This window comes from Microbacterium sp. NPDC060117, assembly GCF_042729315.1.
Taxonomy (GTDB): domain Bacteria; phylum Actinomycetota; class Actinomycetes; order Actinomycetales; family Microbacteriaceae; genus Microbacterium.
Map to the genome: position 1 here is coordinate 525348 of NZ_JBHWXR010000003.1, position 19307 is coordinate 544654.

The window sequence follows — 19307 nt, forward strand, 5'->3', positions numbered from 1 at the left end:
GCCGAGCCGGAGCGAAGGAGTTCCCTATGGCCGACTGGGCCGCTGACGTCAAGATCTACCGTCCCGACGCCGATGATGCTGCGATCGCGGGTCTCCTCAAGACCTACCAGCTCGTGATGAGCAGCCAGGACTCGGCGTACGTCGCGTTCTCCGACAAGGACGAGGTCGAGACCGTCAAGACCAATTTCCTCAAGAAGAAGCTCGGCCTCACGGAGTCGGACGCGGTGCTCGACGCCGCGCTCGACGAGGTCAAGGAGACCATGAAGGCGGACCGCACCAAGAGCCGCATCACGGTCTACTACCTCCTCGCGGAGAAGTTCGGCAAGCTGGGCCAGTTCCACTGAGCACCCGCTCCGCCGCATGACAGGAAGGGTCGCGTCCGCTCAGGCGGGTGCGACCCTTCCTCGTCCGACCGCCGCGAGCGCTCACCCCCGGGACGGCGACCGCGGGATCTCTGCGACGCACGATCCCCTGGGAGACCTCGATCGTCGACACGTGACGCCCGCCCGCGGCGTTCCTCGCCATACTGGCGGGATGACCTCACCCGAGTACCGCGCGCGCTTCGGCTTCGACATCGCCTTCGCCAACGGCGGCGGGATGCACGGCGACGGCTTCCGCCTCGACCTGCCCTCCGCCGGCCTGAACGCCGACGCGATCGGCACGCTCCTCATCCGCCACCTCGGCCTCGCGCTCGTCGAGTCCGTCGCGCTGCGCGATCTCGAGATCGTCGAAGAACAGCATCGGGGCAGCCGGGGAGTCGAAGCCGCGACCCCCACCTCCGCGCGCCGCATCGTGGACCTCTCGCACCCGATCCACGCCGGCCTCGTCACCTATCCCGGGCTGCCCGCGCCCGAGATCACCCCGTTCCTCACCCGGGCAGACTCGCGGGCGAAGTACGCGCCGGGCACCGAGTTCGCGATGGACGTCATCACGATGATCGGCAACACCGGCACCTACATCGACTCGCCGTTCCACCGATACGCCGACGGCGGCGACCTCTCGTCGCTCCCGCTGGAGAAGCTCGTCGATCTGCCGGCGGAGGTCTTCCACCTCGCCGACGCGTGGTCGCCCGACCGTCGCGGGATCGGATCCGCAACGCTGGCCGACCGCGACCTGCACGGCGCGGCCGTGCTGCTGCACACGGGCTGGGACCGGCATTTCGGCACCCCGGCGTACGGCCGCGGCGCGCCGTTCCTCGCCGAAGGCGGGGCGCAGGCCCTCGTCGACGCCGGGGTCGCACTCGTCGGCATCGACTCGCTCAACATCGACGACACCGAATCGGGAGGCGAGCGTCCCGCGCACTCGATCCTGCTCGCGGCAGGGATCCCCGTCGTCGAGCACCTGGCGAACCTGGGCTCGCTGCCGGCCCGGGGCGCCCGGTTCACCGCGGCACCGCCAGCCGTCGCCGGCTTCGGGACCTTCCCCGTGCGGGCGCACGCGATCATCTAGCCCGGGCGGCGCACGCCATCGGACGGATGCCGTCAGAGCCCCTCGATGGACCCCTCGAACCCGAGCATCGTGTCCACGTCGGGCGGCGGGATCAGCCCGCCGTCATCCTCGTCCCGGGGCGGACCGTTCTCGGCCGTCTCCTGCTCTTCGACCTGCTCCTCGACCGGCTCGTCGTCCTCGTCGTGGCCCATCTCGTCCTCCTTCACGAGGGAGCCGGCCCCGACGCCCTCATCTGCATACCCGCCCGCAGCGGCCCTGATCCCGACCTCTTCTCCGCAGGGTATGCCGCCGCGCAGGGCGTCACAAGGGGACGGTCCTCTCCGGTCCTCGGCGTCGGCGGCGACCGCGTTGTCCGGACCTGCGGGTAGCGTGACACCCATGTCCACAACGCCCGCCGTCACCCTCCGCGCCCGCACCGACGCCGACCTCGATGCGCTCTACAGCATCGCGACGGATCTGGACACGTGGGAGGAACGCAACCCGGGCCGCCCCGCCGTTCCGCCCCGCACCACGTGGGAGGAACGTCTCACGGCCCGAGAAGTGGATCCGGGCAGCAACCGGAGCTTCGTCATCGACGTCGCCGGCGAAGCCGTCGGCACCGTCGGCCTGTTCGAGATCGACGAGGTCGCGCGGCACTCCGAGGTCGGCATCGCGCTCATCCCGTCGGCCCGGGGCAAGGGCATCGGCACCGAGGCCATGCGGCAGATAGTGGAGTTCGGGTTCGTGCGCGGCAACCTGCGCCGGGTGCATCTCGAGGTGATCGCGTCGAACGCCGCGGCGATCCGCTCCTACGAGAAGGCCGGCTTCGTCGTCGAGGGTCGCCAGCGCGAGCACGCCTGGGTGCGCGGGCGCTACGAGGACATCGTGCGGATGGGGCTGCTCCGCGACGAGTGGCGCGAGAACCGCGCGGCCGACTGAGCTCGCCTCGCCGGCGTTCCGGCACTCGTCGAGCGCGACGGCCACTCGCACGCCGACCCTGAGTCCGCGCGGGCGGATGGCGTAGCGTCGGATCAGACCGCGATCGAAGGGGATCCGCATGGCGACGCACACCGTCACGAACCAGGCGCCGCCGCGGGAGGGCGTGGACGAGTTCGCACTCGACCTCCCCCTCGTCGAGGGTGTGCGACGGCACGGCGCCTCCTGGGCCGAGCCGGAGCTCACGGCGACCGGGCAGCTGGTCGGCTCCGCCGCTTTCCAGCACGACGCCGAGCTCGCGAACGTGCACGAGCCGGAGCTCGTCGCGTTCGATCGCTGGGGACGCCGCATCGACGAGGTCGAGTACCACCCCGCGTACCACCGGGTGATCGCCGCCGCGGTCGCCGCCGGAGCCCACACCGCCGCCTGGGCGGATCCCCGCCCCGGCGCGCAGGTCGCCCGCGCCGCGCAGTTCCTGCTGTTCGCGCAGATCGAACCGGGGCACGCCTGCCCCGTGTCGATGACGCACGCGGTCGTCCCCGCGCTGCAGCAGTTCGCCCCGTCCGGGCTGCAGGAGCAGTGGATCCCGCGGCTGTTCTCCCGCGACTACTCTCCCGCGCTCTCACCCGACAAGACCTCCGCCCTGTTCGGCATGGCGATGACGGAGAAGCAGGGCGGATCCGACGTGCGCGCGAATCGCACCTCCGCGGCGCCGGCCGGCGACGGGTCCTGGATCCTCACCGGGCACAAGTGGTTCTGCTCGGCGCCGATGTCCGACGGCTTCCTCGTGCTCGCGCAGGCACCGGCCGGACTCAGCTGCTTCCTCGTGCCGCGCGTGCTGCCGGACGGTTCACGCAATCCGTTCCTCATCCAGCGCCTCAAGGACAAGCTCGGCAACCGCGCGAACGCCTCGAGCGAGGTGGAGTTCGACGGCACCGTCGGCTGGCTCGTGGGCGAGGAGGGCCGTGGCGTCCGCACGATCATCGAGATGGTCAACCAGACGCGCCTGGACTGCATGCTCGGCACCGCCGCGGGCATGCGCCAGGCGACCGCCGAGGCGATCTGGCATGCGCAGCACCGGTCGGCCTTCGGCGCGCCGCTGGCCGACCAGCCCGCGATGACGCAGGTGCTCGCCGACCTCGCCGTGGAGGCCGAGGCCGCGATCGCTTCGTCGCTGCGGGTCGCCGCGGCCTATGAGTCCGATGCGCCCGCCCAGGACGAGCCGTTCCGCCGGCTGGCGACGGCCGTGCTCAAGTACTGGATCTGCAAGCGCGGGCCCGGCCACGCCTACGAGGCGCTCGAGTGCCTGGGCGGCAACGGCTACACCGAGGCGTTCCCGCTCGCCCGGCGCTACCGCGAGCAGCCCGTGATGGCGGTGTGGGAGGGATCCGGCAACGTCATCGCGTTGGACGTGCTGCGCGCGATCGCCCGCGAGCCCGAGACCGCCGACGCGCTGCTCGCCGAGGTGCGCCTCACCGCCGGGGCGGACGCACGCCTCGACGCGCACGTGGCCGGCACCGAGAAGCTGCTGCGCGCGGCGCAGCGCGATCCCGCATCCGCCGAGGCGCAGGCCGGGGCGCGCCGGCTCACCGAGGCGCTCGCCGTCGCCCTGCAGGGCTCGCTGCTGCTCCGGCACGCGCCGCACGAGGTCGCCGACGCGTTCGCGGCTTCCCGGCTCGGCGACGTACGGGGCTTCCTCTATGGAGCCGCCCCCGCCCGGGCCGCCGCCACGATCGTCGCCCGTCACGCCGGCGCGCACGGGGAGTGAGCGACGTCCGGAGCGTCCCTCACGAGCAGAGACTATGAGGGCGCGTCTGCCCCTGGGATTCCAGGGATCAGCGCCATCTTGCCTGCGTAGTGCCCGGCAAGTGCATGGTGGGCGTTCACCGCCTCGGAGAAGGGGAATCGGTCTGCGAGAGCGGTCTCGTAGTCGCCGTTGGCGATGAGCTTCGCGAGTCGGTCGAAGCCGGCGCGGCTGCGGTCGCCGCTGTAGAACCGTACTGGCACAGTGGCCCCGCCTCCGGGAACCGGGTCCACGCCGTGGGGACTCGCTGCGCGACCGTCGGGGGTCAGCAGCGATAGGACTTCGTCGCCTGCGGGCCCGCCCGCAGTGAGCAGGACGGCATCCACGCCCTCGGGTGCGAACTCTGTCACCGCATCGGTGATGTTCTCCCGCCGCCCATCAATGGTCAGCGTCGCGCCCAATCGGCGGCAGAGTGCGACTCCGTCACCGCCAGAAGCAACCGCGATGACCCGCACGCCCCAGCGACGGGCGAGCTGCACCGCGAAGTGACCGATACCGCCACTCGCACCGAAAACAAGCAAGGTCTCGTCGGGGTGCAGCGCGAGCGTTTCAAGGCCGGACATCGCCGTGAGCGAGTCCCAGGCCATCGCCCCGGCCTGCTCGACAGGGATGCCGTCGGGAACGAGCGCCACATGCTCCTGGTCGACCACCGCGAGCTCCGCGTAGAAACCGCCGCGCGGAGCCGCCGTCGATGCGGCGTACACGACATCTCCCGGCGAGAAGCGCTCGACTTCGCTGCCAACCTCGACGACATCTCCGGCGCCGTCCCACCCGAGAACATAAGGGAACGATGGCGGGGCCGCATACTCCTCCGCGAAACCCCCGGCTCGCTCGTCCTTGTCCCAGGATCCCAGCCCTGCCGATCGGACAGCGATCATCACATCCGTCGGTCCGACGACCGGAGCGGAAACCTCTGCGAGGTGGAGCTCGTCCGGTCCGCCGAATCTGTCGATCACCACTGCACGCACTCGACGATCCTATTCGGCAACAGGCGGCCCGCTTAGATGCTGCAGCCGCCCACAGGAGCGGATGCGAGGTCAGTGACGGCGTAGTCGTAGGTCGCAGGAGAGGTCTTGGTGCCGGCGGTGGCGGAGATTCCCGTGTTGGGGTCGATCGCGTACAGCTGGCCTGTTCCGCCGTGCACGGCGTAGAAGAGTCCGGATTCGGCGTTGATGGCGGACCCCAGCCATGCGAAGCCGTAGATCGAGGTGCTCGCGCTGGCGGCGGGGCCCGTGATCTGCCTGATAGGCGAGATGGTCATCCTGCCGCCGGCGGTGAGCGTGTCCGTGAGGTACTCGCACAGCCAGACCTGGCCGGAGCTCCCGGCTGCGGTGCTGTAGATCAGTCCGTACATGCGGCCGTCGCCCGTGAACGTGATGTCCGGAATGATCGTGCCCGACGCCGCGACGGCGGCGTTCGCGCCTCCTGCCACGAGCCCGACACCGCTCAAGGCGAAGGTGCTGGTCAGTGTGGAGGCGTTCTGCGGGTTGACGCGAGCGATCTGAGTCGTCGACAGTGCAGTCAGGTTCGAGATCATCCAGAGGTTGCCGAGAGGATCGCAGGCCATACCGCCCCACGCAGCCCAGGTGGGTCCGGAGGGGATCGGTCCAACGATCTCGACGATCGGGTCCAGTCCGGTGCCCGCGGCGCGGGCGCGGTAGATGTTCAGGAACGAGTTGCTGTACCGCGACCCGTAGAAGACGTAGGTGGGGGTGGGGCAGGCCGCGGAGACATATGGCCCGATCGCGAGATTGGACGACCAGTACGACCCGGCGAACTGGCCGCTGTTCTCCTGCACGGTGAACCCCGGCCCCGTGGTGGCCGGATCGCCGGCGTAGCGGAAGATCACGCTGCCCGACGAGCCATAGAGCCCGCAGGCATCAAAGGTCGGGCACGGCTGCGGATTGGGTGACGCGGCTGCGGCCGGGAAGGCCGTGGCGGCGACCACCACGGGGATCGACCACACACTCCCCGTGACAAGGGTCCGGCGGCTCACGCCCTTCGACACTGGACCGTCAAGTGGCGTCGCCTCGTCCGTCATGTGTTCCCCCAGTTGCATCCGGCTACGACCCAATACTACGAATCGCGGCTGGGGACGAGCTCCTGCGCGCGGCCACGCCGCGTCGGATCCAGCGGTCTCCGACGCTTCGCGCGGGTCGTGCCCCGTCCCGGAGGAGGACGGGGCACGACCCGCACGACGACGTGAGGTCAGCCCGAGGAGGTCAGCTGCAGCCGCCGCCCTGCCCGAGGTGCTTGCCGTTGTTGCCGTCGCAGTACGCCGGCTGGGCGATCGTGCCGGTCGCCGGATCCAGCGTCAGGTTCGCGTCCTTGCGCGGGTGGGAGAAGTCGAACATCGCGTCGAGCGATCCCGCGACCGCGTCCACCGAACCGCCTCCGAGCCGGCCGAGACCCCAGTTGTCCTCGATGAACCGCGAGATGGACGACTGCTGCGTGGCGGTGTGGTCGACGAAGTCCTTCTTCGCGAACGGCGACACCACCAGCAGCGGCTGACGGGGCCCGGGCCCGCAGCGATCGGCGAAGCCGCCGAGGATCGGCGTGCCGGAGGCCGCTGCGTTCAGGCACCAGGCCGCATCGTTCTGCGGGTCGTTCGACGCGTTGGTCACCGTCGCCGCGACATGGTCGTACCAGCCGTCGGAATCGTCGTAGGCGAGCACGATGGCCGTGGATCCCCAGTTCTTCGACTTCTGGATCGCGTTGATCTCGTTCACGACGAACGCCTGCTCATCGATCGGATCCGAGTAGGAGGCGTGCCCGTCCTGATAGTTCGGCGCCTTCAGGTACGAGACCGCCGGCATGTTGTCGGTGTCGACCACCCGGTTGAAGGCGGTGATGTCGTACTGGTGGTTGGCCTGGCCGGCGTGCCCGATCTCGGCATCGGAGGCCGGCGCGAGGTGGTGCGGGTTGGCCGTCGAGGCGAAGTACTGGAACGGCTCGTGGTGCGGGTTGTAGTCGGTCGACGAGACGCCGGCGATGTTCGTGTGCGTCGTCGTGCACTGCGCGTAGTCCACGCCCTTGATGGTCTTCGTGCCCTGCGGCGTGAATCCGCCCTGGAACCAGCCCCACGACACGTTCTTCTCGTTGAGCAGGTCGCCGATGTTGCGGCCCTGCATCGCGGCGAGCGCGAAGCTCTTGGCATGGCTGCCGTCGGAGCAGTCGTCGAACGCCGGATCCGGATCCTCTGTCATGGTGCCGACGCCCTGGGCGTCCGGGCTCTTCACCGTGTACGGGTCGGGCGTGGCGGTCTGCGCACCCGTGAACGGGTCGACGCTGATGACCCCGTGGGTCTGGCCCGAGACGAGGTTGAGCGCACCGGGGCTCGACGGGCCGAAGGTGTCGGAGAAGCTGTTGTCGCTGAGCGCGTAGTGCTGGGCGTAGTTCCACAGCCCGGTGACGGTGTTGCCGTCGTAGTAGTCCATCGTCATGCCCGGGGTCGCGTACCGGGGGTCGCCGGGGTTGCCGCACGTGTCGGTGCTGGTGTTCTCGACGAAGCGGTCCATGGCGCCGCCGTTGTACGCCTTCTGCTCCGCGAGGTATTCGTGATCCTGATCGCACGTGACCGCCTGACCCGGCGTGAGCCGCTTCGGCTGCACCGAGTTGGGGTTGTTCGGCGCGAGCAGGCCTGCGTTCGCGAGCGTGGCGATGTCGGTCGGGGTGTCCTTCGCGGCGGTGAACGCGGACGCCGCCGCGCCGGTGCCCTGGACGGTCTCGCCCGCGACGTTCGCCGCGTTCGGGTAGGTCGCGAAGTAGTGGTCGAAGGACACGTTCTCGCCGAAGATCACGACGACGTGCTGGATCGGGGTGGACGTGGCGGCAGCGGGGCGCGGAGCAGCGGCGGCCGGCAGCGCGCCGGCAGCACCGCCGGCCGCGGCCACCAGGACGAGGGCGCCGAGCGCCCCGGCCGTACCGAGTCGGGAACGGGACATCGAGGGACCTTTCGTGAGAGGAGGGGGCCTCGGTGCCGTGAGGACGCCAGGCGCTCCCGGCATCGGGTCCCGCACCGACGGTAGGCCTGCACGAGCCACGACGACAGGGGTCGTGGGCATCATTCCCGATCCGTTCACCGGATCCATCGGGTTCTCCCAGGAATGGGCCCCGCGACGACGCGGACGCGCTCAGGAACGCCGGCCCGCCCGCCTCATGCCGAGGGCCGGCCTCCGTGCAGGAGACCGGCCCTCGGTGCGCGGGGCGGAGCGGATCACAGCGCCGCGATGATGTCCTCCACGCGCTGCTTGGCATCGCCGAACAGCATCTGCGCATTCTCCCGGAAGAACAGCGGGTTCTGCACGCCCGCGTAGCCGGCCGCCATCGAGCGCTTGAACACGATCACGTTCTCGGCCTCCCACACCCGCAGCACCGGCATCCCGGCGATCGGGCTGCCCGGATCCTCCGCCGCCGCGGGGTTGACCGTGTCGTTCGCGCCGATCACGAGCACCACGGAGGTCGACGCGAGGTCGTCGTTGATCTCCTCCATGCTCAGCACGATGTCGTACGGCACCTTCGCCTCGGCGAGCAGCACGTTCATGTGGCCGGGCAGGCGCCCCGCGACCGGGTGGATGCCGAAGCGCACGTCCACACCGCGCTCGCGCAGCTTGGACACGAGGTCGGCGACGGGATACTGCGCCTTCGCGACCGCCATCCCGTAGCCCGGCGTGATCACGACGCTCTTCGCGCCGGTGAGCATCTCGGCCGCGCTCTCCGCGGTGATCTCGCGGTGCTCGCCGTGCTCCTCGTCGCCCGACGCGGATGCCACGATCCCGAAGCCGCCGGCGATCACGGACAGGAACGAGCGGTTCATCGCCTTGCACATGATGTACGAGAGGTAGGCACCGCTGGATCCGACCAGCGCGCCGGTGACGATGAGCAGGTCGTTGTTGAGCAGGAAGCCCGCCGCGGCCGCCGCCCAGCCGGAGTAGCTGTTCAGCATCGAGACGACGACGGGCATGTCGCCGCCACCGATCGAGGCGACGAGGTGCCAGCCGAGCGCGAACGCCAGCACGGTGATCGCGACCAGCAGCCACAGCTGCTGGTCGATCACGAACCACACTGTGAGCACCAGGAACGCCACGAGCGCCAGGACGTTCAGCACGTTCTTGCCGGGCAGCATGAGGGGCTTGGAGGAGATCCGCGCCGACAGCTTGAGGTAGGCGACGATGGATCCGGTGAAGGTCACGCCTCCGATGAAGATGCCGATGAAGACCTCGGCGTTGTGGATGCCGACGAGGGACGGCGCGATCTCCGTGTGCGCGAGGTGGCCGTTCCAGCCGACCAGCACCGCGGCGAGGCCGACGAAGCTGTGCAGCAGCGCGATGAGCTCCGGCATGCCCGTCATCTCGACGACCTTCGCGCGCCACAGACCGATCCCGGCGCCCACGAGTACGGCGACGAGCAGGAGGACCAGCCCGATCACGGCGCCGCCGGACCAGGCGTGCGCGACCGTGAGCGACACGGTCGCGACGAGCGCGATGGCCATGCCGGAGACGCCGAAGATCACGCCGGAGCGCGCGGTCTCGTGCTTGCTGAGACCGGCGAGGCTGAGGATGAACAGCAGGGCCGCGACGATGTATGCGGCAGTGGAGAGAGCCCCGACGGTCACTTCTGGCCGCCCTTCGTGAACATGGCGAGCATGCGGCGGGTGACCGCGAACCCTCCGAAGATGTTGATGGATGCGAGCAGCACCGCGATCGCGGCGATGACCTGGACGACGGGGTTCGGATCCGTGATCTGCAGCATCGCGCCGACCACGATGACGCCCGAGATGGCGTTGGTCACCGACATGAGGGGCGTGTGCAGCGCGTGATGCACCTTGCCGATCACGTAGAAGCCGATCACCACCGAGAGCGTCAGCACCGTGAAGTGCTGCGGCAGCGGCGCCGGGGCGAACGCGTTCACCGCGAACAGCGCCGCGATGCCGAGCACGATGAGCAGCGCCTTGCGGCCGGCCGACATGCTCTTCTTGGCGGGGATCTCGACGGGCTCCGCGACAGCCTTGACCGGGGCCGCGGCGACCTGCACGGGCGGGGGCGGCCAGGTGACGGCGCCGTCGCGCACCACCGTGACCGAGCGCTGCACGACGTCGTCGAAGTCGATCGTGAGCACTCCGTCCTTGCCCGGGGTGAGCAGGGCGACGAGGTTCGCCACGTTCGTGCCGTACAGCTGCGAGGCCTGGGCGGCCAGCCGCGAGGCGAGGTCGGTGTAGCCGAGGATGATCACGCCGTTCTCGGTGACGATGCGCTCGCCCGCGACGGATCCCTCGACGTTCCCGCCCTGTCCCGCCGCCATGTCGACGATGACGGTGCCGGGCTTCATCGCGGCGACGTCCGACGCCGTGATGAGGCGGGGGGCGGCCCGCCCCGGGATGAGCGCCGTCGTGATGATGATGTCGACGTCGGCGGCCTGCTCCGTGTAGATCTCGGCGGCGCGGCGGTCGTACGCCTCGCTCGTGGCCTTCGCGTAGCCGTCAGAAGACTTCTCGACCGCGACGTCGACCGGCAGGTACTCGCCGCCGATCGAGGTCACCTGATCGGCCACCTCGGGACGCGGATCCGTGGCGCGCACGATGGCGCCCAGACTGGATGCGGCGCCGATCGCCGCGAGGCCGGCGACGCCGGCGCCCGCCACGAGGACCTTTGCCGGCGGCACCTTGCCCGCGGCGGTCACCTGGCCGGTGAAGAACCGGCCGAACTCGTGCGCGGCCTCCACCACCGCCCGGTAGCCGGCGATGTTCGCCATCGAGCTCAGCACGTCCATCGACTGGGCCCGCGAGATGCGCGGCACCGCGTCGAGCGCGAGCGCGGTGATCCCGCGCTGCGCGAGGGACTCCACGAGGTCGGGACGCAGCGCCGGCGAAAGCAGCGCGATGAACGTCGCCCCGTCGGAGAGCAGCGCGATCCGCTCCGGATCCGGCGGCGTGATCGCCAGCACGATCTCGCTCCCCCACGCCTGTTCGCGATCGACCAGCGTCGCCTCCGCGGCCGCGTAGGCCTCGTCGGGGTACGACGCGGCGGATCCCGCTCCGTGCTCCACGACCACCTCGTGACCGAGCTTCCGAAGCTGTGCGACCGTCGCCGGGGTCGCGGCCACGCGCGCCTCGCCCGCAGGCTCGCGCACGATGCCGATGACTGCCATAGCTACCTCCTCTGTGCCCGTCGGCCATGACGGGGCTCCAGGCGACCTCGCCCGGACAACCTGCTCAGAGTACTGAGCCGGACGGCGGGGATCCCTCGGCTTTTCGCGATCTTACGCGCAAAGAATCGCGGATCTTTACAGTCCGACAACGCCCGGCACTCCGCGCGTAGGCTCGAGGTCATGGCACCGGATCCTCGGCTGAAGGCACTGCTCGGCGACTGGACGGGGACGGAGGAGCTCTTCCCCACGGCGTGGACGGAAGCGGGATCGGCCCGCGGCGCGCTGAGCGTCGAACCCGGTCCCGACGGGATCCTCCTGGACTACGTGGAGTCGCGCGACGGAGCCGACGGCGCACCCCTCGTCGCGCACGCCGTGGTCGCCGGCGCGGGGTTCTGGTGGTTCGACACGTACGGCTTCACTCCGGCGACACCGGGCACCGCGGTCTGGGCGGACGATGTCCTGGTGCTCGACCGGCGCTCCGACCGCGGCCGCACCGTGACCCGGCTGCGTGCGGACGGCGACCGGCTGATGCTCGAGCTGGACACGGCGGTGCCGGCGGACGCGGATCCGTCGCCTCTCGTGCGCGGGATCTACACGCGCGGCTGACCTCTGGTCCGGCACGGATCCGCGCCTGCCTTCCAGCCGGCGCAACCCGGGTACGGAAGAGGCGCGGGACTATAGTCGCTCGTGTTCCCCGGCACGCCGGTACACGGATAAGGAGCCTCGATGACCTGGATCCTCCGGCTGAACGTCATCGACGGTCCGCTCCCGCTCACGGTCTGGGCGCTGACTCTCGTCGCCATCGTCGTGCTGCTGATCCGGCGCCCGACACCGGCGTGGCTGTGGCGGATCGTGATCGCCGTCGCCGTCGGGGTCGCGCTGGGCGTCGGGCTCGTGGCGTTCGCGAACATCACGCACCTGTTCGGGCCCGCTCTCCCGTACGCGTGCTGGTTCTGGGTGCCCGGCGGATTCGCGGCGATCCTGTTCGGCATCGTCTCGTTGTGGGAGCGCGGAGTCTGGCGGAAGATCGTCGCGGTCCTCGCGGTCATCCTCTCCCTGCTCTCCACCGCGCTCGGCGTCAACGCCGCGTTCGGCATCAACACGACCGTCGGGTCGATGCTCGGCGTGTCGGCTCAGGACCACATCCATACCCTGCCCACCCCCGGCCCCACCGAGACCAGCAGCGGGCCCCTGTACAAGACCTGGAAGCCCCCGGCTGACATGCCGGCGCACGGCACCGTCGGCCAGCTCGCCGGAGACAAGGCGATCCCGTCCACCGCAGGCTTCGCACCACGCAACGCGTCGGTGTACCTCCCGCCCGCCGCTCAGGTCAAGAACCCGCCGCGACTGCCGCTGGTCGTGATGATGATGGGCTACCCGGGAAGCCCCGACCCCTCGTTCATCGCGTCTGCGCTCGACGCCCTCGCGGCCAAGAACAACGGCCTCGCACCCATCGTGATCGTCGCCGATCAGCTCGGAAACGAGAACCAGGATCCCATCTGCATCGACTCGAAGAAGTACGGCGGGGTCTCGACCTACTTCAACACCGACATCCCCGCTTACGCCGCGAAGAACCTGAACATCGACCTGGACCACAAGACCTGGACGATCATGGGCTACTCGAACGGCGGCGCATGCGCATTCACCTGGGCCACGCATCACCCCGACATCTGGGGCAACATCGTCGCGATCTCTCCCGACGAGTACCCCGGCGTGGAATGGCGCGATGAAGCCATCAAGACCATGTTCGACGGCGACACCGCCGCGTTCGACGCGAACAAGGCCGCCGCGGGCATCGCCGCACACCCCGGCGCCTTCACCGGCCGCCTCGCGGTCTTCACGGTCGGGGGGAACGACCCCGGTTACATTCCCGGCACCCAGCGCAACGCGAAACTGGCCGAGGATGCGGGGTTCGCCACGACGTTCCACGAAGTGCCCGGCGCCGGGCACGTCGCCGACGCGCTCAACGGCGGCATCCCGTTCGCGATGGACCTGCTGTACAAGCACCTGGGCCTGTCCGCGCCCTGAGCACGGCTGTGCGCGAGGGCCGGTCGGGCTCCGCTCAGCCCTGGGCCACGCTCCGCTTCTCCAGCGCCCGCAGCGCGAACGGCGCCGCGACACCGTGCAGCAGGATGCTGCCGACGACGGTGACGACCATGACCAGCAGCACGGCATTGCTCTCGACGCTGTCCGTCTCGAAGGCGTTGTAGGCGAGCAGGCCGAACACGATGGTCGCGGTGCCTCGCGGACCGAGCAGACCGATCCGCACGCGATCGCCGCGGCTGACGGAACTGCCCATGAGCGACAGGTACACCGGACCGAGCCGCAGCAGGGTGAGCGCGAGCAGTGCGAGCACCAGGACACGCCAGTCGAACGACGACGTGAAGGCGACGAGTGCGGCGCCGCCCAGCATGAACCAGACGAAGTTCGCCGTGAGAGTGCCCACTTCCTCGACCAGCAGCAGTTCGGCGTGCGGGATCACCCGCTCCTGCATGCCTCGTGTGCGGGTGACGCGGTAGATGAGCCCCGCCACGAAGGCAGCCACGAAGCCGTTCGCCTCGATCGCCGGGATCGTCGCGATGCCGTAGGCGATGAGCGGCAGCAGCAGCATCGCGTAGCGCGCACCGCCCTCGTTCGCGATGCCCCGGTCGCGGGCGGCCCGCAGCGCCAGCCCGATGACGCCGCCCAGCACGACGCCGATGAGGATGGCCGAGACCGTCGCGGGAACCGCGTTGACGAACGCCTCCACGAACTTCTCACCGCTGTGGCCGAGCTCCTTGTCGTCCATGGTGACCGTGTCGGATCCGGTCGCGATCATCTTCTCCACCAGCGGGGCGAGGACGACGGCGATCGGCAGCGCCATGCCGAAGATCGGCGACACCAGCCCGTCGTTGTACCCGCTCTCCACGTTCAGGATCGCGCGCATCCGCTCCGGCAGGAGCCTGGTGCGCAGCAGTCGCGTCGCCGGTGCGAAATCGGTCGGCATGATCACGCAGGCGATGACCACGGCCGCCACGAGGGCCTCCGGGAGGAGGAAGGCTCCGGCGATGGCGGTGAGGATCAGCGACAGCGGCAGCGCGATCAGCACGAGCCGAGCCGTGACCTTGCCCTCTCCGCCGAAGATGCCGCCGCGCACCTCGGTCGCGTCGGCGAAGAGCAGGATCGACAGGATGACCTCGACGATCTTCTCGGTCAGCGGCGCGTCGAGCGCCGCCGCGTAGGTCGGCAGGTCCCACACCGTGGTCGCGGCGCCCAGCACGAGCAGCATCGCGGGGCCCGCCACGCCCCACCGCTCGAAGCGATGCGACACGAGCGACCACAGCAGCACGGCGGCGAGGCCGAAGAGCACGAGCGGGGGCATCCGGATCCTTCCTTGAAGACGATCAGAGAGTACCGCGGCCCGGGCGCACCCGTTCCCGCGCCGTCGCCACGGCCACCTCGATCAGCTCGCGGCCGGCTGGGGAGAGGTCGCGCGCTCCTCCGCGCCAGAGCGCCGTGATCGGGCGGATGACCGGTTCCCCGGCGGTGCGCACCGCCCGCAGCCGCCCCAGCCGGATGTCGTCGGCGGCTTCGCGCCGGGACATCACGGCGGCGCCCAGTCCGCCGGCGACGGCGGACCGCACCGCCGCCGAGGTCGGCAGCACCACCGCCGGCTCCGCGGCGTCCCTGCCGAGCCGGCGGCGCACCTCGTCCTCCCAGGCGCGCCGGGTGCCGCTGCCCTGCTCGCGGGCCACGAGCGGCTCGTCGGCCACCAGGTCGAACTCGACGGGGCCGCGACCGTTCCAGGGATGCTCAGGCGCCACGACCAGCACGAGCTCGTCCTGGTCCACCATGGTCGCGCCGAGGTCGACCGGCACCTCGGTCGATTCGATGAACGCGAGATCCGCATGCCCGTCCCGCACCAGCGCAGCGGCATCCGTACTGTTGCCCGAGAGCAGCTGCACGGCGGTCGGCGTGCGCCCGATCTCGACCTGGCCTCGGCGGAGTGCGACGAGCCACAGCGGCAGCAGCCTGGCCGACACGGTCTGGCTCGCCGCGACGGTGAGCCGCGCGCTGCTCTCGCCGCGCAGGGTGCGCGTCGCGGTGCGGAACCGTCCGACCGCCGCCAGCACGTCGTCCGCCCAGGACGCGACGACCTCGCCCTCGAGCGTGGGCCGGGTGCCCGATGGGGAGCGCTGGAACAGCGACAGTCCGAGCTGACGCTCCACCGCGCGCAGTCGCGCCGATGCCGACTGCTGCGTCACGCCCGTCTCTCGTGCCGCGCCGGAGATCGAGCCGGTGCGCACGACGGCGACCAGCAGTTCGAGCGATCCGAGGTCGGGCATCGTTCCGTCTGTCACCGTGCTTGCCACAGTCCACGACTGTACCCCTATCGAACACCGCCGGATACCGCGGACGACGCCGGCGGACGAGCCTGGATCCATGATGTTCCGCCCTGCCCGCACGTTCCCCTCTCGCCTCGTCGCACGCGGGGTGGACGTGCTGCCGGGCCTGGCGCTCACCGTGCCGATCGCCGTCGCGGCGACCCTGATCGGCACGGCGGTCCCCGTGCTCGGATCCGCACTGCCCGCGATCGTGATCGGCGTGGTCGTCGCCGTGATCCGCCGACCCGGCGCGCGGTTCCAGCCCGGCGTGGAATACTCGGGCCGGTTCCTGCTGCAGCTGGCGGTGGTGCTGCTGGGCGCGCAGCTGTCGCTCGACGCGATCCTGCGCGTGGGCGCGGAGTCGCTGCCGGTGATGCTGTCCACGCTCACCGTGTGCCTGCTGGGCACCTGGATCATCGGGCGGGCGCTGCGGGTGCCGCAGCGGCTGCGGACGCTGATCGGCGTCGGCACGGGGATCTGCGGGGCTTCCGCGATTGCCGCCGTGTCCCCGGTGATCGGCGCGCTCAGCGCGGAGGTGTCATACGCGGTGTCGACGATCTTCGTCTTCAACATCCTCGCCGTGGTGCTGTTCCCCCTGCTCGGCCACGCCCTGGGCATGGATCCGCACACCTTCGGACTGCTCGCCGGCACCGCCGTGAACGACACCAGCTCCGTGGTCGCCGCGGCGAGCGTCTTCGGCGCGGCCGCGCTCGGCTACGCCGTCGTGGTGAAGCTCGTGCGCACCCTGATGATCATCCCGATCTCGATCGGGCTCTCCGTGATCGAGTCGCGCCGGGCCGTCGAGGGGCGCCGGATGACGGTGCGCGGCGTGGTCGGGCTGGTGCCGTGGTTCCTCATCGGATTCCTGGTCGTCGCAGTGATCGGATCCCTCGGGGTGATCCCCGCAGGTCCCCGCGAGGCGATGGTGCACGCGAGCGGGTTCCTCATCGCCACCGCGATGGCCGGTATCGGGCTGTCCACCGACGTCGCAGCGCTGCGCAGAGCCGGCTGGCGGCCGCTCCTGCTCGGCGCCATCCTGTGGATCCTGGTCACCGCCACCGCCCTCGCCGTGATCGCGCTGACCGGATCCTGACGGGGTGCGCCCTCCCTGCGGCGTCCTCGCTCAACCACCCCGAGGGGGCGGATCCTGTTACAGCCAGCCGCGCTTCTTGAACACCAGGTACAGCACGAAAGCGCCGCCGACCATCAGGCCGATCGCCATCGGATAGCCGAACGGCCAGGCCAGCTCAGGGATCACGTGGAAGTTCATCCCGTAGATGCCTGCCACGATGGTCGGCGCGAAGAAGATGGCGGCCCAGCTGGAGATCTTCTTGACCTCCTCGCCCTGCCGGATGCTCTCCTCGGTCATCCGGCGCATCTCCTCGTTCTGTCGCCGGGCGACGATCGTCGCCTCCACGGTCAGCGCGTTGTCGAGGTTCGCCCGGAAGGTCGAGACCCGCTCCGACAGGGTCAGGATGTGGTCGAGCACGTCGCGCAGGTAGCGCTGCAGCTCCAGATCGACTGCGTACTTCGCGGATCCGCGCAGCAGGTTCTCGAGCATCGGCTGCAGCGGCTGCGTGGCCTTCTGGAAGTCGATCACCTCGCTCGACAGCTCGTAGATGCGCTGGGTGACATCGGACTCCTCGAGGAACAGCTGCGCCTCGATCTCGTCGATGTCGTTCTCCAGGCCGTTCAGCACCGGGGTGTACTCATCGACCAGTTCGTCGAGGATCGCGTAGAGCACGGCCTCGGGGCCGCGGGCGAGCAGCTCGGGATCGTGCTCCATGCGCCCGCGCACCCGGCTCAGGCTGGGCGTCTCGGCGTGCCGGATGGTGACCACGAAGTTGGGCCCCACGAACACGTGCAGCTCGCCGAATTCGACCTCCTCCGCGACGTCCAGGTAGCGGGCAGGGCGGAGCACGATGAACAGGGTCTCGCCGTAGCGCTCGAGCTTGGAGCGCTGATGTCCGGTCAGCGCATCCTCCACGGCCAGTTCATGCAACCCGAACTCCGCGGCGACCTGACGCACCTCCTCCTCGCTGGGGCGATACAGGCCGATCCAGCCCATGCCCTCGCGGGCATGCATGAGCTCGAACGTCTCGTCCAGCGTGTGCGGGGTGTCGGTGCGGACGCCGTCCACATAGATGCCGTTGTCGACGATCGCCATGGTTGCTCCTCGGGTCGTGCGTGCGCTTCGGCCTTCAGGCCGGCCGAATCGCGGGAGGCGTCGAACGGACCCGTCAGCTGCCTTCCGACAGCCGATCGGGCCCGGGGAAGCGGGATTCCCGCGCGCGGCGGGACTCTCGCATCAGCCCTGCGGCAGCGGGCAGATGGCCGCGCCGTCGACCGCCTTAGCGTAGTCGTCCGAGGTGAACGGCAGGGCGAACTCCGGCGCGGTCCTGCCCTTGCCCGCAGGCGCCTTGGAGGCGATCGCGGCGAGCTCGAACGCGAGGTCGCCCGCGAACGCGTCGCCGACGGTGGAATCGTTCAGCACCACGGCGACCGTGAAGCCGGTCGCGGGGTCGGAATAGGCCGCCGTCAGGTAGCCGGGCGTCCCGCCGTGCTGGCCGATCATCGACCCGACCAGCCTCGCACCGCCCGCGGCCTGGTACCAGGTCGGAGCATCGTCCGCGATACGCAGCGGCGTGCCGAAGCGCTTCGGGGTCTTCTTCAGGCGCAGCGCCTGCTCGGCCTCGGCCTGCATGTACCGCCCGAGGTCGGTGATCGTGGAGACCACTCCCGAGTCGGTGTAGCCGTTGCTCGACGAGCTCACGGTGATGTCCGTGGGCTTCGCGCACTGATAGGCGCCGTCGACCTGAGCCAGGTAAGAGCCCTTCAGCGCGGGTGACGGGGTGGGCGCGGCGGCCTGGGGACCGGGCAGTGACGTGGAGCCCAGCCCGAGCGGGGCGGTCACGTACTGGCGGATGAGCTGTGCCGCGGTCTGACCCGTGACACGCTCGAGCGCCTGCCCGAGCAGCAGATAGCCGGCGTCGGAGTCGCGGTAGCCGGTGTGCGGGGGCGTGCGGTTCTGTGCGAGCCCGTAGGACGCCAGTTCCTTCGGATCCCACTGCCGGTCGGGGTTGTTCAGCCACATCGGCATCGCCGTCGCCTGGGAGGAACCGATCCCGCCGGTGCCGTTGCACAGATCCAGCAGCGTGACGTCCTGCAGATCCGGGACGCCGGAGACGTACTCGGTGATCGACGCGTCGAGCTTGACCGTGTCGCGGTCGGCCAGCGCGTAGAGCACGTCGCAGGTCATCAGCCGCGTGACGTCGCCGATGCGGAACGACATGTCGGTGCTCACCGGCGTCTTGTCCTCGACCGAGACGGTGCCGAGACCCGCGACGTAGCTTCCGCCCCACGGCGCCCACACGCCGACGATCGCGCCGCTCGATCCGCTCGCCGCCATCGCGCGCTGGACGGCCGCTTTGATCTGGTCCTGCATCTCGGACGGCAGTTCGCCCTGCACCTGCGGCTTCGGGGAGTACGAGGGAGCTGCCGCGTTGCCCGAGCATCCGCTCAACGCGAGTGCCGCCACCACGGCACCGGCGACCAGCGCCCCTATCCGACGGCCTGTGATCCGACGCATTCGCCCCCCTGACATTCCTCACGATTGTAAGCGGCCCTTC

General features: G+C 70.1%; 17 protein-coding genes. 7 read left to right on the forward strand and 10 right to left on the reverse strand.

What is annotated here, in order from left to right:
- Nucleotides 1-26: 26 nt before the first annotated feature.
- A complete protein-coding gene (locus ACFWCK_RS14150) occupies nt 27-344 on the forward strand; it encodes a DUF2853 family protein (RefSeq protein ID WP_233311035.1) in 318 nt (105 codons plus the stop codon).
- Nucleotides 345-534: 190 nt separating this feature from the next.
- Nucleotides 535-1449 (forward strand): cyclase family protein, encoded by a 915-nt coding sequence (locus ACFWCK_RS14155; RefSeq protein ID WP_378806442.1) that lies wholly within the window; start codon nt 535-537, stop codon nt 1447-1449.
- Nucleotides 1450-1481: 32 nt separating this feature from the next.
- Here ACFWCK_RS14155 and ACFWCK_RS14160 read toward each other — a convergent pair whose 3' ends face one another.
- Nucleotides 1482-1640, reverse strand: coding sequence for a hypothetical protein (locus tag ACFWCK_RS14160; RefSeq protein WP_378806443.1), 159 nt, complete (start codon nt 1638-1640; stop codon nt 1482-1484).
- Between the two features lie 187 nt (nt 1641-1827).
- Between ACFWCK_RS14160 and ACFWCK_RS14165 the strand changes: the two genes are divergently transcribed.
- Both ACFWCK_RS14165 and ACFWCK_RS14170 read left to right on the forward strand, forming a co-directional pair.
- Nucleotides 1828-2367 (forward strand): GNAT family N-acetyltransferase, encoded by a 540-nt coding sequence (locus ACFWCK_RS14165; RefSeq protein WP_378806445.1) that lies wholly within the window; start codon nt 1828-1830, stop codon nt 2365-2367.
- A 118-nt stretch (nt 2368-2485) separates the two neighbouring features.
- A complete protein-coding gene (locus ACFWCK_RS14170) occupies nt 2486-4132 on the forward strand; it encodes an acyl-CoA dehydrogenase family protein (protein WP_378806447.1) in 1647 nt (548 codons plus the stop codon).
- A 32-nt stretch (nt 4133-4164) separates the two neighbouring features.
- On the opposite strand, the gene ACFWCK_RS14175 is transcribed toward ACFWCK_RS14170, so the two are convergent.
- The 5 genes from ACFWCK_RS14175 to ACFWCK_RS14195 all read right to left on the reverse strand — a co-directional run bounded on the left by ACFWCK_RS14175 (nt 4165) and on the right by ACFWCK_RS14195 (nt 11314).
- Nucleotides 4165-5136: a zinc-binding alcohol dehydrogenase family protein gene (locus tag ACFWCK_RS14175; protein ID WP_378806448.1), complete on the reverse strand. Its 972-nt coding sequence runs from the start codon at nt 5134-5136 to the stop codon at nt 4165-4167.
- Between the two features lie 32 nt (nt 5137-5168).
- Nucleotides 5169-6164 (reverse strand): hypothetical protein, encoded by a 996-nt coding sequence (locus ACFWCK_RS14180; RefSeq protein WP_378806449.1) that lies wholly within the window; start codon nt 6162-6164, stop codon nt 5169-5171.
- A gap of 226 nt (nt 6165-6390) precedes the next feature.
- Nucleotides 6391-8112, reverse strand: coding sequence for a phospholipase C (locus ACFWCK_RS14185; RefSeq protein WP_378806450.1), 1722 nt, complete (start codon nt 8110-8112; stop codon nt 6391-6393).
- Nucleotides 8113-8384: 272 nt separating this feature from the next.
- Nucleotides 8385-9782, reverse strand: a complete 1398-nt coding sequence (gene pntB / locus ACFWCK_RS14190; RefSeq protein WP_378806451.1) for a Re/Si-specific NAD(P)(+) transhydrogenase subunit beta — start codon at nt 9780-9782, stop codon at nt 8385-8387.
- Entirely contained in the window at nt 9779-11314 is a 1536-nt protein-coding gene (locus tag ACFWCK_RS14195) for a Re/Si-specific NAD(P)(+) transhydrogenase subunit alpha (RefSeq protein WP_378806452.1), read from the reverse strand. The genes pntB and ACFWCK_RS14195 overlap by 4 nt, the downstream gene beginning before the upstream one ends.
- A gap of 180 nt (nt 11315-11494) precedes the next feature.
- Here ACFWCK_RS14195 and ACFWCK_RS14200 point away from each other — a divergent pair, with 180 nt between their 5' ends.
- Together ACFWCK_RS14200 and ACFWCK_RS14205 are read left to right on the forward strand one after the other, a co-directional pair.
- Nucleotides 11495-11920, forward strand: a complete 426-nt coding sequence (locus ACFWCK_RS14200) for a hypothetical protein (protein ID WP_378806453.1) — start codon at nt 11495-11497, stop codon at nt 11918-11920.
- A 120-nt stretch (nt 11921-12040) separates the two neighbouring features.
- On the forward strand, nt 12041-13342 hold the full coding sequence (locus ACFWCK_RS14205; RefSeq protein ID WP_378806454.1) for an alpha/beta hydrolase: 1302 nt from the start codon (nt 12041-12043) through the stop codon (nt 13340-13342).
- A 34-nt stretch (nt 13343-13376) separates the two neighbouring features.
- Here ACFWCK_RS14205 and ACFWCK_RS14210 read toward each other — a convergent pair whose 3' ends face one another.
- A complete protein-coding gene (locus tag ACFWCK_RS14210; protein ID WP_233311022.1) occupies nt 13377-14675 on the reverse strand; it encodes a cation:proton antiporter in 1299 nt (432 codons plus the stop codon).
- 22 nt (nt 14676-14697) lie between these two features.
- On the reverse strand, nt 14698-15639 hold the full coding sequence (locus ACFWCK_RS14215) for a LysR family transcriptional regulator (RefSeq protein ID WP_378806456.1): 942 nt from the start codon (nt 15637-15639) through the stop codon (nt 14698-14700).
- A gap of 97 nt (nt 15640-15736) precedes the next feature.
- On the opposite strand from ACFWCK_RS14215, the gene ACFWCK_RS14220 reads away from it, so the two are divergent.
- Complete coding sequence (locus ACFWCK_RS14220) at nt 15737-16771, forward strand: YeiH family protein (RefSeq protein ID WP_378806458.1); 1035 nt, start codon at nt 15737-15739, stop codon at nt 16769-16771.
- A 57-nt stretch (nt 16772-16828) separates the two neighbouring features.
- On the opposite strand, the gene ACFWCK_RS14225 is transcribed toward ACFWCK_RS14220, so the two are convergent.
- Together ACFWCK_RS14225 and ACFWCK_RS14230 are read right to left on the reverse strand one after the other, a co-directional pair.
- Entirely contained in the window at nt 16829-17845 is a 1017-nt protein-coding gene (locus tag ACFWCK_RS14225; protein WP_233311019.1) for a magnesium and cobalt transport protein CorA, read from the reverse strand.
- Nucleotides 17846-17986: 141 nt separating this feature from the next.
- Complete coding sequence (locus tag ACFWCK_RS14230; RefSeq protein ID WP_378806459.1) at nt 17987-19267, reverse strand: serine hydrolase domain-containing protein; 1281 nt, start codon at nt 19265-19267, stop codon at nt 17987-17989.
- Nucleotides 19268-19307: the final 40 nt, after the last annotated feature.

Coding starts and splice junctions, on each gene's coding strand:
- ACFWCK_RS14210 (WP_233311022.1), bottom strand. CDS start 14,675: ATGCCCCCGCTCGTGCTCTTCGGCCTCGCCGCCGTGCTGCTGTGGTCG.
- ACFWCK_RS14230 (WP_378806459.1), bottom strand. CDS start 19,267: ATGCGTCGGATCACAGGCCGTCGGATAGGGGCGCTGGTCGCCGGTGCC.
- ACFWCK_RS14150 (WP_233311035.1), top strand. CDS start 27: ATGGCCGACTGGGCCGCTGACGTCAAGATCTACCGTCCCGACGCCGAT.
- ACFWCK_RS14170 (WP_378806447.1), top strand. CDS start 2,486: ATGGCGACGCACACCGTCACGAACCAGGCGCCGCCGCGGGAGGGCGTG.
- ACFWCK_RS14185 (WP_378806450.1), bottom strand. CDS start 8,112: ATGTCCCGTTCCCGACTCGGTACGGCCGGGGCGCTCGGCGCCCTCGTC.
- ACFWCK_RS14220 (WP_378806458.1), top strand. CDS start 15,737: ATGATGTTCCGCCCTGCCCGCACGTTCCCCTCTCGCCTCGTCGCACGC.
- ACFWCK_RS14165 (WP_378806445.1), top strand. CDS start 1,828: ATGTCCACAACGCCCGCCGTCACCCTCCGCGCCCGCACCGACGCCGAC.
- ACFWCK_RS14155 (WP_378806442.1), top strand. CDS start 535: ATGACCTCACCCGAGTACCGCGCGCGCTTCGGCTTCGACATCGCCTTC.
- ACFWCK_RS14215 (WP_378806456.1), bottom strand. CDS start 15,639: ATGCCCGACCTCGGATCGCTCGAACTGCTGGTCGCCGTCGTGCGCACC.
- ACFWCK_RS14195 (WP_378806452.1), bottom strand. CDS start 11,314: ATGGCAGTCATCGGCATCGTGCGCGAGCCTGCGGGCGAGGCGCGCGTG.
- ACFWCK_RS14225 (WP_233311019.1), bottom strand. CDS start 17,845: ATGGCGATCGTCGACAACGGCATCTATGTGGACGGCGTCCGCACCGAC.
- ACFWCK_RS14205 (WP_378806454.1), top strand. CDS start 12,041: ATGACCTGGATCCTCCGGCTGAACGTCATCGACGGTCCGCTCCCGCTC.
- ACFWCK_RS14160 (WP_378806443.1), bottom strand. CDS start 1,640: ATGGGCCACGACGAGGACGACGAGCCGGTCGAGGAGCAGGTCGAAGAG.
- ACFWCK_RS14200 (WP_378806453.1), top strand. CDS start 11,495: ATGGCACCGGATCCTCGGCTGAAGGCACTGCTCGGCGACTGGACGGGG.